Below are 15,470 nucleotides of genomic sequence, written 5' to 3'. Positions count from 1 at the left end.
CCCGTCGTCCTGTGGAGACAGGGCACCTTTCCCCAGGTGGCCGTCGGGGCCGGTCGCAGGATGCCCGGGGCGGCAGTCTCGTCGCATGGAACCCCCGCCCCCGAGCCCTCGCAGCAGGGCCGTCGTCCTGAGCGCCCTCCGCGGTGCCCTCGCCCTCGTCTCGCCGGTCGACTGCGCCGGCTGCGGTGCACCCGACCGCGAGCTCTGCGGGCTCTGCCGTGAGCGCCTCGCGCCCGCCCCGACCCTGACCGCCCTGCCCGACGGCACCGGGTTGGCCGCCGGCCTCGTCTACGAGGGCGCCGTGCGCGACGTCGTCCTCGCGTTCAAGCAGGAGGGGCGGCTCCGGCTGGCGCGGCCGCTCGCTCCCGCGCTCGGAGCCGCCGTGGCGCGCGTGGCGGAGGCGGCCGGGCTCCACGAGGGCGCCTGGGAGGTCGTCGCCGTGCCGCCGTCCGCGCGGGGTCGCCGTCTGCGCGGCTACGACCCCGTGGAGCTGCTCGTGCGGGCCCTCGGCGGGCGGTCCCGACCCCGGGCGCTGCGCATCCTGCGGTCGAGCGGGTCCCAGAAGGGGCGGTCGCGCGCGGCACGCGTCCGGAGCCGGTCGGGGACGATGCGCGCGTCGCCCCGGCTCCGGGGCCGCCGCGTCATCGTGGTCGACGACGTCGTGACGACCGGCGCGACCCTCGTCGAGGCGGTGAGGGCGCTCCGCGCCGGTGGAGCGGAGGTCGCCGGATGCGCGTGCCTGGCAGCCACGCCGCTCATGTCTGCGAAAGCGCCATGTTCTCCGTGACGATCCGCTCCACGCCGGGTGGGAGAGCCATCGATCCGCCTCAAAACGGTGAACAGTTCGTGACATCTCGTAGTCCACGTCGTTACGGTGTGCATACAAGGCGTGAAAGGAAACCCGCCTACTGGAATGGCGGCACGCCAGAGTGGCTGGGAGATCGTCATGGAAATTTCCGTAACGGGTCGAAACGTCGGTATCACCGATCGGTTCCGCGAATACGCCACGGAGAAAGCCGAGAAGGTCGGGACGCTCGCCACGCGGGCCCTGGCCCTCGAGATCAAGGTCTCACGGCACAACGAGAAGTCGTCCGGATCGTCCGGAGACGACCGCGTGGAGCTGACTCTGATCGGCCCCGGTCCCCTCGTCCGAGCCGAGTCGAGCGGATCCGACAAGTACGTCGCCTTCGATCTCGCCATCGCCCGCCTGCTCGAGCGGGTGCGCCGGGCGAAGGACCGCTCCAAGGTGCACCGCGGACAGCACCGGCCGACCTCGCTCCGCGAGGCGTCCGCCGAGGACTTCAGCCGCTCGGGCGTCGTCCCGGCCTCGGCCGAGACGCTCGACCAGGTGCGCACCGGCTCCATCCCGGTCGCCTCGGAGCAGGAGGACGCCGTCGAGGAGGACGCGTACTGCCCCGTGGTGATCCGCAAGAAGGTGTTCGCGTCCTCGCCGATGACCGTCGACGACGCGCTCTACTACATGGAGCTCGTCGGCCACGACTTCTACCTCTTCACCGACTCGGAGACCGGGATGCCCAGCGTCGTCTACCGCCGGAAGGGCTGGGACTACGGCGTCATCGGCCTCGACGACGAAGCGCCGGTCCGCCAGGAGACCGAGATGGCCATCCGCGGCGGTCTCGTCGGCTGACGTCCGGCAGAGCCCCGGGAGGCGGTCGGCGCTTGGCCGCCTCCCAGGGCCCCGGACACTAGGCTTGATAACATCACGGGCTGGTATCGGCACACCACGCCGCTGCCCGCTCTACACACTTTGGGAGTCTCCGTGGCCAACGTTCTCGAGAAGGTCCTCCGCGTCGGCGAAGGCCGCACGCTTCGCAAGCTGAAGGCGCTGGCGAACGCCGTCAACGACCTCGAAGACGACTTCAAGGCCCTCAGCGACGAGGATCTCCACAACGAGACGAGCGAGCTGCGCGAGCGCTACGCCGAGGGGGAGTCGCTCGACGACCTCCTCCCCGAGGCGTTCGCGGCCGTCCGCGAGGCGGCGACGCGCACTCTCGGGATGCGTCCCTACGACGTCCAGCTCATGGGCGGCGCGGCCCTCCACCTCGGCAACATCGCCGAGATGAAGACCGGTGAGGGCAAGACGCTCGTCGCCACGACCGCCGCGTACCTGAACGCCATCGCCTCGCGCGGCGTCCACGTCATCACGGTCAACGACTTCCTCGCGAGCTACCAGTCGGAGCTCATGGGCCGCGTCTTCCGCGCCCTCGGCATGACGACCGGCTGCATCCTGGCCGGCCAGACGCCGGCCGAGCGTCGCGAGATGTACGCGGCCGACATCACGTACGGCACGAACAACGAGTTCGGCTTCGACTACCTGCGCGACAACATGGCGTGGCAGGCCTCCGACATGGTGCAGCGCGGCCACTTCTACGCCATCGTCGACGAGGTCGACTCGATCCTCATCGACGAGGCTCGCACGCCGCTCATCATCTCCGGCCCCTCCTCCGGGGAGGCCAACCGCTGGTTCGCGGAGTTCGCGACCCTCGCCCGCCGCCTCCAGCCGGAGATCGACTTCGAGGTCGACGAGAAGAAGCGCACGGTCGGCGTCCTGGAGCCCGGCATCGAGAAGGTCGAGGACTACCTCGGCATCGACAACCTCTACGAGTCCGCGAACACCCCGCTGATCTCGTTCCTCAACAACGCGATCAAGGCCGACGCCCTGTTCAAGCGCGACAAGGACTATGTCGTGATCAACGGCGAGGTCCTCATCGTCGACGAGCACACCGGCCGCATCCTCTCGGGCCGCCGCTACAACGAGGGCATCCACCAGGCCATCGAGGCCAAGGAGGGCGTCGAGGTCAAGGCCGAGAACCAGACCCTCGCGACCGTCACGCTGCAGAACTACTTCCGCCTCTACAAGAAGCTCTCCGGCATGACCGGTACGGCCGAGACCGAGGCCGCCGAGTTCATGAGCACGTACAAGCTCGGCGTGGTCGCCATCCCGACCAACAAGCCGATGCAGCGCAAAGACCAGACCGACCTCGTCTACAAGAACGAGACCGCGAAGTTCGAGCAGGTCGCCGAAGACATCGCCGAGCGCCACGAGAAGGGCCAGCCCGTCCTCGTCGGCACGACGAGCGTCGAGAAGAGCGAGTACCTCTCCAAGCTCCTCGCCAAGAAGGGCATCAAGCACGAGGTTCTCAACGCGAAGAACCACGCCCGGGAGGCCGCGATCGTGGCCCAGGCCGGCCGGCTCGGAGCGGTGACGGTCGCCACCAACATGGCCGGTCGAGGCACCGACATCATGCTCGGCGGCAACGCCGAGTTCCTGGCCGTGGCCGAGATGAACTCCCGCGGTCTCAGCCCCGTCGAGACCCCCGACGAGTACGAAGCCGCGTGGGACGACGTCTTCACCGCGCAGAAGGCCGCGGTCGAGGTCGAGGGCGACAAGGTCCGCGAGGTCGGTGGCCTCTACGTGCTCGGAACCGAGCGCCACGAGTCCCGCCGCATCGACAACCAGCTCCGTGGTCGAAGCGGTCGTCAGGGAGATCCGGGCGAGAGCCGCTTCTACCTGTCGCTGACCGACGACCTGATGCGCCTGTTCAACTCCGGTGCCGCCGAGAACATCATGGGTCGCGGCAACGTGCCCGACGACCTCGCGATCGAGAACAAGATCGTCGGCCGTGCGATCCGGTCCGCCCAGTCGCAGGTCGAGGGTCGCAACGCCGAGATCCGCAAGAACGTCCTCAAGTACGACGACGTCCTGAACAGGCAGCGCGAGGCGATCTACAGCGACCGCCGGCACATCCTCGAGGGCGACGACCTCCGCGACCGCACCGACACGTTCCTCGAGAGCGTCGTCAACGAGGTCATCGACTCCCACACGGGCGACGGCAACCCCGACGACTGGGATCTCGACGCCCTGTGGACCGAGCTGCGGACGCTCTACCCGATCTCCATCACGATCGACGAGGTCATCACGGAGGCCGGCTCGAAGGGCAAGGCGACGCGCGACTTCCTCGCCAAGGAGATCCTCTCCGACGCGAAGGTGGCCTACGAGACCCGCGAGGGCACGCTCGGCGAGTCCGCCATGCGCGAGCTCGAGCGCAAGGTCGTCCTCTCGGTGATCGACCGCCGCTGGCGCGACCACCTCTACGAGATGGACTACCTGAAAGACGGCATCGGCCTTCGCGCCATGGCGCAGCGCGACCCGCTGGTCGAGTACCAGCGCGAGGGCTACGCGCTCTTCCAGAACATGATGGGTGCGATCCGCGAGGAGTCGATCGGGTTCCTCTTCAACCTCGAGGTCGAAGTGCAGAGCCAGGTCGGCCACGAGGGCCACGACCACGGTCCGATCATCGCGGCCAAGGGGCTCGGCGAGGGCGAGAACGCCGACGCCGTCCTCAACTTCTCCGCACCGAACATCGACGGCGACGTCGAGGTCCGCGACCAGCGCGGTCGTCTCGAGAAGGCCGAGACCGCCCGTGCCCAGCGCCAGCAGGAGCTCGTCAACGAGATGGCCGACCCCGAGATCGCCGCTGCCCGCGCGACCTCCGGCTCGACCGAGGCCTCGGGAGGCGACGGCCTGCCCGCCAAGCGCGGCGCCTTCGGCCAGAACACGACGACGACCGCCCCTCCCGTGAACCGCGCCGAGCGTCGGTCGCAGGGCAAGCGCAAGTAGTCGGGCCGTTACCCAGGCGGGCCTCCGTCCGGCATCGCTGAACGCGTCGCCCCGATCCGTTCGGGGCGACGCGTTTCGCGTCGGGGGCGTTCGTCTGCGGCCGGGCCTCAGAGCACGTTGATCGCGGTGGCTCGCCACCTGCGGTCGAGACCCTCGAGGCGGATCGCGACGGCGCGGCTCCGGACGCGACCGTGCATGACGACGACCGCCTCGACCACGCCGTCGGCCGGCTCCGAGATCACGACCGTGCCGACCGAGAACGAGGGGCGCACGGCGCTCGTTCCGCGTGCCGCCCGCGCCCGCGTCGCGAGCACGACCCGCTTGACGAGGTGCCGGTAGACGTCGTCCGTCACCCAGCGGGCGAGCTGCTCGATCTCGCGGGCGCCGACGAGGATCTCCACGACGCAGCGCGCGAGGTTCGTCACGAGCGGCGCAGGATCGGGGAGCCCCGAGCGCGGCGTCGGCTGCGCGTCGAAGAAGGCGTCCGCCCCGGGAGGTGCGGCGACGCCCGGGAGGGCGTGGAGCGTCGCGCCCCGGGCGGGCTCGAGGGCGGTCGCGCGAGGGGCCGGTGGCTCCTGCTCGGAGGGAAGGGGAGTGCGCCGGGGCGCAGCGGAGGACGTGCTCATGGAAGCTGCTCTCGCTCGTGAACGGACTGAGCGCCCGCCGGAGCGGGAATAGCACAAACATATGACATTGTTATGTCGCGACACGCCCGCGGCCGGATTCTGTGGACAACTCCGTCCGGTGCCTCAGGCGGTCGGGCGCGGTTCGTCGGTCGCAGGAGCCGCACCCGGCTTCCGCGGACGCGTCTCCGGGTCGAGGTCCGCGACGCTGGCGAAGTCGAAGCCGCGCCAGAGCGCCGTCCTCCGCGTCTCCTCGTACTTGGCCTCGAGGTAGTCGTCGAGCACGCGCTGCTCGATCCGCCACTCGGCGAGCGGACCGAGCCGCACCGCCGGCAGCTCCCCGCTCTCGACGAGCTCCTCGACGGCCCCGACATCGAGGCTCAGCATCCTCGCCACGTCGTCGACGGGGAAGAAGCGGCGGAGCGGCGGCTCCTGCTCGTCAGGGTGCATACGTCGATTATCGGCCTGTGGACGGCGACGATGCGCCCAGCCGCCTCCGGTTAGGCTGATGTGCGTGTCGACGCTCAGTGATCTCGTTCTCGCCCAAGGCCGATCCAGTGAGGCCGACGTCGAGTGGCTCCACCTGCTCGTCGGCGACTGGCAGCTCCTCGCCGACCTCGCGTTCGCCGACATGGTGCTCTGGGTCCCGACCGAGGCGGGCAGTTTCGTCGCCGTCGCGCACGCCCGGCCCTCGAGCTCCGCGACGCTGTTCTACCGCGACTTCGTCGGGCAGGAGGTGCGTCCCGAGTGGCGCGCCCAGATCACCCAGGCGTTCGACTCGGTCCAGATCGTCGACTCCGCCGCGCCCGACTGGTACGAGGAGACGCCGACCCGCGTCCGCGCCGTCCCCGTGCTCCGCCGCCTCGGGGCGAGCCGCCCCGATGTGAGCGAGACGCCGGTCGCGGTCATCACGCGGCACACGAACCTCAGCGAGGCGCGCACGCCCAGCCGGCAGGAGCTCACCTTCAACCAGTGCGCCAACGACCTCTTCGCGATGATCGCGGCCGGCGACTTCCCCGACCTGGGCGCCCCCACCGGGCCGCGTCGCGGCGCGCCCCGAGCCTCCGACGGTCTCCTCCGGCTCGACGTCGACGGCACCGTCGTCTTCGCCAGCCCGAACGGGCTCTCCGCTTTCAACCGCATGGGGTTCCTGGGCGAGCTCGAGGGCGAGTCGCTCGCCGAGGTGACGACCGCCCTCCTCTCCGGCAAGCTCGTCGTCGACGAGTCGCTCCCTCTCGTCGTCACCGGGCGCGCGCCGTGGCGCACCGACGTCGAGGCCAAGGGCGTCACCGTGTCGCTCCGCGCGATCCCGCTCCGCGACCGGGGCGAGCGGGTCGGCGCCATCGTCCTCTGCCGCGACGTCACCGAGCTCCGGCACCAGGAGCGGGAGCTCATCACGAAAGACGCGACGATCCGCGAGATCCACCACCGGGTCAAGAACAATCTGCAGACGGTGGCGTCGCTCCTGCGTATCCAGGCCCGCCGCACCCACACCGACGTCGCCCGCGACGCCCTCAACCAGGCCATGCGACGCGTGGCGTCGATCGCCGTCGTCCACGACACCCTGTCGGAGGGTCTCAACCAGAACGTCGACTTCGACACGGTGTTCGACCGGGTCCTGCTCCTCATCGCGGAGGTGGCGTCGAGCCACAACACGACGGTGCGACCGCAGTTCACCGGCAGCTTCGGCACGCTGCCCAGCGAGTACGCCACGCCGCTCGCCCTGGCCCTCACCGAACTGGTCACGAACGCGGTCGAGCACGGGCTCGACGGTCGCGACGGCGACGTCGAGATCATCGCCGACCGCAACGACGACCACCTCACGGTCAAGGTCCGCGACAACGGCGTGGGCCTGCCCGAGGGCAAGGTCGGCTCCGGCCTCGGGACGCAGATCGTCCGCACGCTCATCCAGGGCGAGCTCAGCGGCACCATCGACTGGCACACGCTCGTCGGGTCCGGCACCGAGGTCACGATCGACGTTCCGCTGCGCTGGGTCACGCAGACGGCGTAGGAGTCGCGGGGCGGCCCCGTGGAGCGGCGCGGGGAGTGCGAGCTCCACGACGAGGGGGCGCGCCCCCGGGCATCCTGCGATGCCGAGAGCGCGCCCCCGCGCGGTGTCTCGACGACTCCCCGAGAGGAGCCGCCGATCGGTCGTCACCGGCGGGGGAGTGCCCCGGCGATCACGCCCGGTGTGGAGTTGTGGTGCGACGCGAGCGGTCCGCGTCGGCGCCGACCGGAGCCGGCTGGCGTGACGTCGTCAGCTGGCGCGACGGGCGCGAGCGGCGCGGCGCTTGAGGGCGCGGCGCTCGTCTTCGCTGAGGCCGCCCCACACGCCGGAGTCCTGGCTGGTCTCGAGCGCGTACTGGAGACACGTCTCGGTGACGGTGCAGCGACCGCAGACGGCCTTGGCCTTGTCGATCTGGTCGACGGCCGGGCCGGTGTTGCCGACGGGGAAGAAGAGCTCCGGGTCCGCGGTCAGGCAGGCGGCCTTGTCACGCCAATCCATCTATGGGTACTCCTTAAATGCTGAACCGCACAGCGAAATGCCGGGGTTCCGGTGGGGGGAAAGGAAAGAATTCGGGAGGCACGCACGGCAATGTGCGCGTCACTTCAACCTCGAATATGGTCGCATACTGGGGGAACCAAATCAAGGGTTCGATCGAGGGTGGAGAGCGTGACGGAACGACTTCAGGGCGAGTTCGCAGACAACTCCCGTACCCCGTCGACGACTCGGCGCCCGCCGCTCGTGTGGCTGCTGATTGCGCTCCTGACGGCCGAGTTCCTCCTGATGGCCGGAGTCTCCGCGTACCTGATCATCCAGCTGATCGTCAGCACGCCCGTCTCCGTCGCCTCGGGCATCGCCGTCTTCGTCCTCACGCTCGTGGCGACGGTGTGGCTGGCCTACATCGTGGTCGGGGCGCTCCGGGGTCGAGCGTGGATCCGCGGCGCGGCGATCGTCTGGCAGGTCATGCAGTTCGCCATCGGCATCGGCTGCTTCCAGGGCCTGACGGCCACGCCGGCGGTCGGCTGGGCGCTCATCGTCCCGGCCGTGGTGGTCGTGCTCCTGCTGCTGTCCCGACCCGTCGTCCGGGCCACGGCGCACCGCGGCTGAGGCTCGCAGGAGCCGCGGGGCCGGTGCGCGTCGCACCGCGGCCCCGCGACCGCCTCAGGCGGCGTCGAGGCCGAGCTTCTTCCGCAGCGACTTCACGTGGCCGGTGGCCTTCACGTTGTAGAGCGGCAGGTCGACGAGACCGTCCTCGTCGACGACGACCGTGGAGCGGATGACACCCGTGACCGTCTTGCCGTAGAGCGACTTCTCGCCGTAGGCGGCGTACGCCCGGTGAACGGAGAGGTCTGGGTCGCTCAGGAGCGGGAAGTTGAGGCCCTGCTCCTCGCGGAAGGTCCGGAGCGCCGGGGCCTCGTCCTTCGAGACGCCCAGCACCTGGTAGCCGGCCGACTTCAGCGAGTTGATGTTGTCGCGGAAGTCGCAGGCCTCCGTCGTGCAGCCCGGCGTGGAGGCGGCCGGGTAGAAGTAGACGATCACCTTGGTTCCGCGGAAGTCGGACAGCGACACGGGCGTGCCGTTCTCGTCGGGAAGCGTGAACTCGGGTGCCGTGGCACCCTTCTCGAGGCGATCGGACATGGTTCTCCTTCGTCGCGGCGGGCTCGTGCGAACCCGGCGTGGGGGTGGTCAAGGGCGTTCGAATCTCATGCTAATCTTGATCCTCGGCTGCGGATGTTCAATCCGAAAGCCACGCACCTCTAGCTCAATCGGCAGAGCAACTGACTCTTAATCAGTGGGTTCTCGGTTCAAGTCCGAGGGGGTGCACCACCTGGTTCACGAAGAAGGCCCGATCCTCGGCGGATCGGGCCTTCTTCGTGTGTCCGGCGGTTCGCGGCGGGACTGTCCTCGACGACGACATCCTGCGGTCGCCCCGCCCGCCTAGCGGCTCGCCTCGCGTCGCCTCCTGACGCCCTGGAGCACGATCGCGGCGGTCCCGCCCCCGACGCTCACGATGCCGATCCCGGCGAGGAACCAGAAGTTCACGGCGAGGTCGGCCGCGGCGCCCGGCCAGTCCGGGACGATCCGCGACGGGTCGCGGGAGTCGTAGAGGACGCCCACCGTCTCGCCGACGAAGAAGCGACCGGGGCTCGAGACGCTGTACGCCGTGGTCCTCGTCCGGGCCGCGTGTCCGTCGATCGTCGTCGCGATCACGGGGGAGTAGTGCTCCTGCGATCCGCGTCTCGTGTGAGAGGTCTCGTGCACGACCTCCGCGACCGTGCCCGTGGCGCTGACGCCGTGGGCCCGGACGGAGGTGTCGCGAACGAACGCCGGCCCGCTGCCGTCGAGGCCGATGACGGACACGATCAGGCCGATCGCGGCGCAGAGGATGGCGGCCGCGCTGAGGCTCGCACCCCCCAACCGTCCCGCGCCTCTTCGTCCCCACGACTCCATCCTGCCCGATCCTGGGGCGCACTCGACGCGAGCGCTCACAGGTTGCTACGGTGGCGTCCGTGAACGATCACGGAACGTCGACGACGACGCCTGCCCGAGCCTCGACCGCCGCCTGGCGCAACGCCGTCCTGGTGCTCTTCGCCCTCGGCGGAGTGGCCGTGTCGACGTGGGGGCCGAGGCTCCCGAGCATCCGGCAGTCCCTCGACATCGGCGACGGGGCCATCGGCCTCGCGCTGGCGGGCGTGACCGTGGGGTCGATCGCGGGCCTCGCCGCGTCGTCGGCGCTGCTGGCCGGGCTGGGCAACCGGCGCGCCGTGCTGGGGGCGCTCGGGGCGGGCGCCGCGGGCGTGGCCCTGGTCGGCGTGGCCGCGGGGCTCCTGCAGTCCCTGCCGCTCACGGCCGTCGGGTTCGTCCTGGTCGGATTCGGGATCGGGGCGGTCGACGTGATGATCAACGTCGAGGGCGCCGCCGTCGAGAAGGCGGCGGCCCGGACGCTCATGCCGCTCATGCACGCGGGCTGGTCGGCGGGGGCCATCGCAGGAGCCGGCATCGGGGCGGCCTGCGCGGCTCTCGACGTCGACTTCGCCTGGCAGTTCCTCGCGGAGGCGGTGCTGATCGCGGTGGCTGCGAGCGTCGCCGTGGCGTTCCTGCCGCAGGCGACGGCCGTCGCGGAGGAGGCCGCGAAGCCGCCGGTCCGCGAGCGGGTCCGGGCCTGGGCGTCCGGATGGAGGGAGAGCCGCCTCCTCCTGATCGGCCTCGTCATGCTCGGGGTCGAGCTCGGCGAGGGCACCGCCAACAGCTGGCTGACGCTGGCGGTCCACGACGGCCACGGGCAGCCGCAGACGATCGCACCGCTGTTCTTCGTGGCGTTCGCGGCGGGGGAGACGGTGGCGCGCGTCTGCGGCGGACCTCTCGTCGACCGGATCGGCCGGGTGCGCACCGTCCGCGTCACGACCGCGCTCGGCGTCGTCGGGCTCGTGCTGTTCATCGCCGGCGGGCCCGGCTGGGTGGTGCTGGTGGGGACGGTGCTCTGGGCCGTCGGCGTGTCCATGGGGTTCCCGCTCGGGATGTCCGCGGCGGCGGACAGCGGCCCGAACCCGGCGGCGCGCGTGAGCGTCGTGGCGTCGATCGGCTACCTGGCGAACCTCGGCGGGCCGCCCCTCGTCGGGGCTCTCTCCGACCGGCTGGGGATCCTCGGCGCTCTGTGGCTCGTCGTCGCGCTCCTCGTCGTCGGCTTCGCCGCGGCCGGGGCGCTGCGTGCCCCGCGCGCGGCGCAGCGCGCCTGACGCTCCGCGAGGTCCCTGACGTGCTCTGCCTCGCGGGACCGGCCCGTCGAGATCGCACTTCGCGTCGCCTCGGCGCTCCCGAGGCGACCTCGATCGCGACCTCGATCGCGATCTCGACGGAGGCCCCGCGAACGCGGGATGCCCGGAGCGACCGATCACTGCCAGGATCGCAGCATGACGAACGAAGCGCCCCTGCGGCCCCTCCGACCGGTGCGGGCCGACGACGTCGTCGAGAGGCCGTCGGTGTGGCCGACCCCGCGGGAGGTCCTCACCGATGTCGCCGCCTACGGTGCGGGCGGACTCGTCACCTGGGCTCTCGCCTCGATCGACGGCGTCCCCTTCGGCGTGGCCCTGGTCGCGGGGGCGGTGGTCGTGGGCGTCCTCGGCTTCGTGCTGCCGGCGCTCCTGCGTCGGCGCACGCGCTAGCGACGATCCGGCGTCAGCCGACCGCGCGCCGGAGCAGCGCCACGACCTGCTCCCGGGCGTCGCCCTCGAGCGACGTCACGGCGTAGGACGTGGGCCAGAGCGCGCCCTCGTCGAGGTGCGCCGACTCCTGGAACCCGATCGTGGCGTACCGGGCGTTGAACTTCGCGGCGCTCTGGAAGAAGACGACCACCTTGCCGTCGCCGTCGACGTAGGCGGGCATCCCGTACCAGGTCTTGGGTTTGAGGGGCGTCTGCTCGGCGATCAGCGCGTGCAGGGTCTCGGCCAGCGACCGGTCGGTGCCGGTCATCGCCTCGATCGCCGCGACACACGCGGCCTCGAGGTCGGCGCCCTGCTTCGCGGCCTTGGCCTCGGCGGCGGCCGCCCTCATGGCGGCTCGTTCTTCCTTGCTGAATGCGGTGGCCACGGGTGGATCCCTTCGTCGCTCGTCATCCTGGCACGAAGGCTCCCGGAAGTCAGCCCAGGCGCAGGATGCCCAGCTCGAGTGCGAGCGTGACGGCCCGGGTCCGGTCGCTGACGCCGAGCTTCGCGAAGACGTGCAGGAGATGCGTCTTGACGGTGGCCTCGGTGACGTGGAGGGCCAGGGCGATCGTCGGATTGCTGTCTCCTGCCGCCACGCGCCGGAGGACCTCCGTCTCGCGCGCACTGAGCTTCGGGACGGGCGAACGCACGCGTCGGGCGAGGGTCGCGGCGATGGTGGGCGCGAGCGCCATCTCGCCGCGCGCCACCGAGCGGACGCCGGCGAGGATCTCGTCCGGGGGAGCCGCCTTGAGGAGGTACCCCGTGGCTCCGGCCTCGATCGCGGTGAGGATGCTGTCGTCCGAGTCGTACGTCGTGAGGATCAGCACCTTGGTCGAGGGGCGCTCGGTCAGGATGCGGGCGGTCGCCTCGTCGCCGGTCAGCCCGGGCATCCGGAGGTCCATAAGGATCAGGTCGGGCCGGAGCCTCCCTGCGAGGTCGACCGCCTCGTCGCCGGTCGCGGCCTCGCCGACGACGTCGATGTCGTCCTCGCGGGCGAGCAGCGCGACGATGCCGCTCCGGACGACGGGGTGGTCGTCCGCGACGACGACGCGGATCACGTCGACCGCTGCAGGACGGGGAGGCGGGCCTCGAGCACGGTCCCGCCGCCGGGGTTCGTCGTCAGCGTCAGCCGACCGTCGACGAGGGCGAGCCGCTCGGCCATCCCGGTGAGGCCGAAGCCCGACGTCCGAGCGCGGGCGTCGAAGCCGGAGCCGTCGTCCTCGACGACGAGGACGGCCTCCCCGCCGCGGGTGGTGAGCGAGACGGTGGCCGCTCCGGCACCGGCGTGCTTGCGGACGTTCGCCAGGGCCTCCTGCGCACAGCGCATCAGGACGACCTGACCGTCGCGGTCGAGGCTCCCGACGTCGTCGGCCGAGACGCTGACGAGAAGTCCCGTCTCGCGGCGGAACCTCTCGCCGAGACGGCGGAGCGACTCCGCGAGCGACTGCCCCTCGATGCCGAGGGCGGCTCCGGAGACGACGAGGGAGCGTGTCTGCAGGAGGGCCTGGCGGGCGGTGTCCTCCAGGATCGCGAGACGCTCGGAGGCCGCGATCACGTCGCCGTCGGCCAGCTCCTGGCGGCCGAGCTGCGCCGTCAGCACGAGCCCGGTGAGGTCCTGAGCGATGGTGTCGTGGATCTCGCGGACGAGGCGCTCCCGCTCGCCGACGGCTCCCGCCTCCCGGCTGAGGGCCTCGACCTGCGCCTGCGTCGCCTCCAGCCGGTCGATGAGCTGCTGGCGCTCGTCGACCCGCCGGTAGACCCTCGTGAACCAGAGGCCGAGACCGAGGCTGAGCGCCGCGGAGAGACCGCAGGTGATCGTCGACTCGAGCACGCTCCGCGTGTCGGTGCCGGTGGAGGCGAGGAAGCCGAACCAGACGGCGGTCACGAGCAGGACGTTCCCGAGGAGGCCCTTCCTCGTGCCGCCGGCGAAGAACCAGACGAGCGGGTAGCCGACGCACTGGAGGACGGCCAGCGACGGCGAGAAACCCGTCGCGACACCGATCGAGACGGAGACCGAGACGAGGAGGGCGGTGGCCGCTGCGGGACTCGCCTCGGCGCGCGGGCCGAGGAGGAGCCAGGAGACGAGGAGCACCGCCATCGATGCGAGGCCGCCGAGGAGTGCCTCCGTCGATTCGCCCTGAGCCACGAGGAGCAGGCCGAGCACCACCACCGCGCCCACCACTGCGACGTGCCACCACCCCAGGGTCCTCATGGCTCAATTGTCCCGGTGGATCCAGCGGAACGTCACCCGGCAGAGCACGAGTCCGACGACGAGCCAGATCATCGTCGCGAGCAGCACGCCGCCGAGATCCCAGCCGTGGGTCTGCTCGGCCTGGCGGAACGAGTCCGGCAGGAACACCGAGCGCATGCCCTGCGCCAACCACTTCACCGGGAAGATCCCGGCGACGTTCTGCAGCCAGGTCGGGAGCTGCGAGAACGGCAGGTAGACACCCGAGATGAACTGCAGGATCAGGGTGATCGGGATGACGACGGCGGTCGCGCTCTTCCCGCTCCGGGGCAGAGCGCTGAGGGCGATGCCGAGGACGGCGAACGTGGCGACGCCGAGGAGGAAGATCCAGGCGAACGTCGCCCACTTCGCCGGGTCGGTCGGGAGCGGCACCTGGAAGACGACGCGCGCGACCACGAGCAGCAGGACCGCCTGGAGGAGGCCCGAGACGACGACCGCGCCCATCTTGCCGAGGAAGTAGCTGAAGACGGGGAGCGGGGAGCCGCCCAGCCGCTTCAGGGTGCCGTCGCTGCGTTCGCCGGCGATCTCGACCGCCATGTTCTGCATCCCGGTCAGCAGGAGCCCCGCCGCCATCATCCCCGGGAGGTAGTAGTGCGCCGCCGTGACGCTGGTCCCCGCGCTGTCGCGACCGAAGTCGGTCGTGCTGAACGCGACGGAGAAGATGGTGAGGAAGACGAGCGGGAAGAGGAACGTGAAGAACACGGAGTCGCCCTGGCGGAAGTAGGCGCGGAGTTCGTAGCGGATCCGGCCGGCACCGAGTCGGACCGACCGACGCACCGACGACCGCGGCACGGTCGCCCGCGGATCCGTCGCGGTGGGGGCGCTCATCGGGTCGCCTCCGTCGCGAGGCGGGCCGGGTCGGCGCCCGGGTCGTGAGCGGCTTCCGCGGCGTCCGCGGCGTCCCGATCGGTGACCAGGGCGAGGTAGACGTCCTCGAGGCTCGGGCGGACGATCTCGAGGTTCTCGGGTTCGCGGCCGGACTCCATCAGCGCGGCGACGACGGCCCCGGGTGTCTCGCTGCGGACGTCGTGCCGTCCGTCGGCGTCGGTCCAGCGCACCACCGGGACGCGCGCCTCCGCGTCGCCGATCTCGTCGAGGGTGCCGCTGTCGATGAGACGACCTCGCAGGAGAACCCCGACCCGGTCGCTCAGGTGCGCGGCCTCGTCGAGGTAGTGGGTGGTCAGCAGGATCGTGGTCCCCTCGGCCTTGAGCCGCAGGATGAGGTCCCAGAAGTTCCGCCGCGCCTCCGGGTCGAAGCCCGTGGTGGGCTCGTCCAGGAAGAGGAGCTCGGGTCGGCCGACGATGCCGAGTGCGACGTCGACCCGGCGGCGTTGACCGCCGGAGAGCTTGCGGATGAGCATCCTGCCCTTGCCCTCGAGGCCGACGGCGGACATCACCTCGTCGACGTCGCGGGGCCGGGCGTAGTAGCGGGAGAACTGGTCGAGCTGCTCGCGGACGGTGACGTTGCCGGTCTCGCCCGTCTCCTGGAGGACGATGCCGAGCCGCGCCCGCCAGTCGACGCCGCCGTGCTGCGGGTCGGTCCCGAGCACCGAGACCTCGCCGCCGCTCCGGCTGCGGTACCCCTCGAGGATCTCGATGGCCGTGCTCTTGCCGGCGCCGTTCGGGCCGAGGAGGGCGAACGTCTCGCCGGCGCGGATGTCGAAGGTCAGGCCGTCGACGACGGCGGTGTCGCCGTACGACTTGCGGAGGTCTCTCACGGAGACGACGTTCTCTGGCTCGGTCATGGGGC

At 71.0% G+C, this 15,470-nt stretch carries 17 protein-coding genes and 1 tRNA gene; 8 read left to right on the top strand and 10 right to left on the bottom strand.

Annotated features, from left to right (window positions below; genetic code table 11):
* Nucleotides 1-85: 85 nt before the first annotated feature.
* The 3 genes from AS850_RS09820 to secA all read left to right on the top strand — a co-directional run bounded on the left by AS850_RS09820 (nucleotide 86) and on the right by secA (nucleotide 4,642).
* Nucleotides 86-787 carry a ComF family protein gene (locus tag AS850_RS09820; RefSeq protein WP_119868950.1) on the top strand — a complete coding sequence of 234 codons (702 nt, stop codon included), beginning with the start codon at nucleotides 86-88 and terminating at the stop codon, nucleotides 785-787.
* Nucleotides 788-946: 159 nt separating this feature from the next.
* Complete coding sequence (gene hpf, locus AS850_RS09815) at nucleotides 947-1,648, top strand: ribosome hibernation-promoting factor, HPF/YfiA family (protein ID WP_119870248.1); 702 nt, start codon at nucleotides 947-949, stop codon at nucleotides 1,646-1,648.
* 132 nt (nucleotides 1,649-1,780) lie between these two features.
* Nucleotides 1,781-4,642, top strand: a complete 2,862-nt coding sequence (gene secA / locus AS850_RS09810; RefSeq protein ID WP_119868949.1) for a preprotein translocase subunit SecA — start codon at nucleotides 1,781-1,783, stop codon at nucleotides 4,640-4,642.
* A 107-nt stretch (nucleotides 4,643-4,749) separates the two neighbouring features.
* On the opposite strand, the gene AS850_RS16815 is transcribed toward secA, so the two are convergent.
* Together AS850_RS16815 and AS850_RS16525 are read right to left on the bottom strand one after the other, a co-directional pair.
* The gene (locus tag AS850_RS16815; protein WP_119868948.1) at nucleotides 4,750-5,268 is read right to left on the bottom strand and encodes an Rv3235 family protein; all 519 of its coding nucleotides are present in this window, start codon (nucleotides 5,266-5,268) and stop codon (nucleotides 4,750-4,752) included.
* A gap of 123 nt (nucleotides 5,269-5,391) precedes the next feature.
* Nucleotides 5,392-5,715, bottom strand: coding sequence for a helix-turn-helix domain-containing protein (locus tag AS850_RS16525; protein WP_164088423.1), 324 nt, complete (start codon nucleotides 5,713-5,715; stop codon nucleotides 5,392-5,394).
* A 64-nt stretch (nucleotides 5,716-5,779) separates the two neighbouring features.
* Between AS850_RS16525 and AS850_RS09795 the strand changes: the two genes are divergently transcribed.
* The gene (locus AS850_RS09795; protein WP_119870246.1) at nucleotides 5,780-7,276 is read left to right on the top strand and encodes a sensor histidine kinase; all 1,497 of its coding nucleotides are present in this window, start codon (nucleotides 5,780-5,782) and stop codon (nucleotides 7,274-7,276) included.
* A 246-nt stretch (nucleotides 7,277-7,522) separates the two neighbouring features.
* On the opposite strand, the gene AS850_RS09790 is transcribed toward AS850_RS09795, so the two are convergent.
* On the bottom strand, nucleotides 7,523-7,771 hold the full coding sequence (locus AS850_RS09790; protein ID WP_119868947.1) for a WhiB family transcriptional regulator: 249 nt from the start codon (nucleotides 7,769-7,771) through the stop codon (nucleotides 7,523-7,525).
* A gap of 168 nt (nucleotides 7,772-7,939) precedes the next feature.
* Between AS850_RS09790 and AS850_RS09785 the strand changes: the two genes are divergently transcribed.
* Nucleotides 7,940-8,377 (top strand): hypothetical protein, encoded by a 438-nt coding sequence (locus AS850_RS09785; protein WP_119870245.1) that lies wholly within the window; start codon nucleotides 7,940-7,942, stop codon nucleotides 8,375-8,377.
* Nucleotides 8,378-8,431: 54 nt separating this feature from the next.
* Here the strand turns inward: AS850_RS09785 and bcp are convergent, their stop codons facing one another.
* Nucleotides 8,432-8,908: a thioredoxin-dependent thiol peroxidase gene (bcp, locus tag AS850_RS09780; RefSeq protein ID WP_119868946.1), complete on the bottom strand. Its 477-nt coding sequence runs from the start codon at nucleotides 8,906-8,908 to the stop codon at nucleotides 8,432-8,434.
* Nucleotides 8,909-9,021: 113 nt separating this feature from the next.
* On the opposite strand from bcp, the gene AS850_RS09775 reads away from it, so the two are divergent.
* A tRNA-Lys gene (locus AS850_RS09775) sits at nucleotides 9,022-9,097 on the top strand.
* 111 nt (nucleotides 9,098-9,208) lie between these two features.
* Here the strand turns inward: AS850_RS09775 and AS850_RS09770 are convergent.
* Complete coding sequence (locus AS850_RS09770) at nucleotides 9,209-9,688, bottom strand: DUF3592 domain-containing protein (RefSeq protein WP_119868945.1); 480 nt, start codon at nucleotides 9,686-9,688, stop codon at nucleotides 9,209-9,211.
* A gap of 92 nt (nucleotides 9,689-9,780) precedes the next feature.
* Here AS850_RS09770 and AS850_RS09765 point away from each other — a divergent pair, with 92 nt between their 5' ends.
* A complete protein-coding gene (locus AS850_RS09765; RefSeq protein WP_119870244.1) occupies nucleotides 9,781-11,007 on the top strand; it encodes an MFS transporter in 1,227 nt (408 codons plus the stop codon).
* Nucleotides 11,008-11,181: 174 nt separating this feature from the next.
* Entirely contained in the window at nucleotides 11,182-11,433 is a 252-nt protein-coding gene (locus tag AS850_RS09760; RefSeq protein ID WP_123955484.1) for a hypothetical protein, read from the top strand.
* Between the two features lie 13 nt (nucleotides 11,434-11,446).
* On the opposite strand, the gene AS850_RS09755 is transcribed toward AS850_RS09760, so the two are convergent.
* The 5 genes from AS850_RS09755 to AS850_RS09735 are packed head-to-tail and all read right to left on the bottom strand — an operon-like array spanning nucleotide 11,447 to nucleotide 15,465.
* Nucleotides 11,447-11,857 carry a DUF1801 domain-containing protein gene (locus tag AS850_RS09755; protein ID WP_173795189.1) on the bottom strand — a complete coding sequence of 137 codons (411 nt, stop codon included), beginning with the start codon at nucleotides 11,855-11,857 and terminating at the stop codon, nucleotides 11,447-11,449.
* 49 nt (nucleotides 11,858-11,906) lie between these two features.
* Entirely contained in the window at nucleotides 11,907-12,530 is a 624-nt protein-coding gene (locus AS850_RS09750; protein WP_119868942.1) for a response regulator, read from the bottom strand.
* Nucleotides 12,527-13,684 carry a sensor histidine kinase gene (locus AS850_RS09745; protein ID WP_119868941.1) on the bottom strand — a complete coding sequence of 386 codons (1,158 nt, stop codon included), beginning with the start codon at nucleotides 13,682-13,684 and terminating at the stop codon, nucleotides 12,527-12,529. The genes AS850_RS09750 and AS850_RS09745 overlap by 4 nt, the downstream gene beginning before the upstream one ends.
* Before the next feature lie 3 nt (nucleotides 13,685-13,687).
* Nucleotides 13,688-14,548 (bottom strand): ABC transporter permease, encoded by an 861-nt coding sequence (locus AS850_RS09740; protein ID WP_119868940.1) that lies wholly within the window; start codon nucleotides 14,546-14,548, stop codon nucleotides 13,688-13,690.
* Nucleotides 14,545-15,465, bottom strand: a complete 921-nt coding sequence (locus AS850_RS09735; protein ID WP_119868939.1) for an ABC transporter ATP-binding protein — start codon at nucleotides 15,463-15,465, stop codon at nucleotides 14,545-14,547. The genes AS850_RS09740 and AS850_RS09735 overlap by 4 nt, the downstream gene beginning before the upstream one ends.
* Nucleotides 15,466-15,470: the final 5 nt, after the last annotated feature.

This window comes from Frondihabitans sp. 762G35 (assembly GCF_002074055.1).
In the GTDB taxonomy this organism is placed as follows: Bacteria; Actinomycetota; Actinomycetes; order Actinomycetales; family Microbacteriaceae; genus Frondihabitans.
The sequence above is the reverse complement of the archived record's forward strand: the minus strand, read 5'-3'. Positions and strand labels throughout refer to the sequence as shown.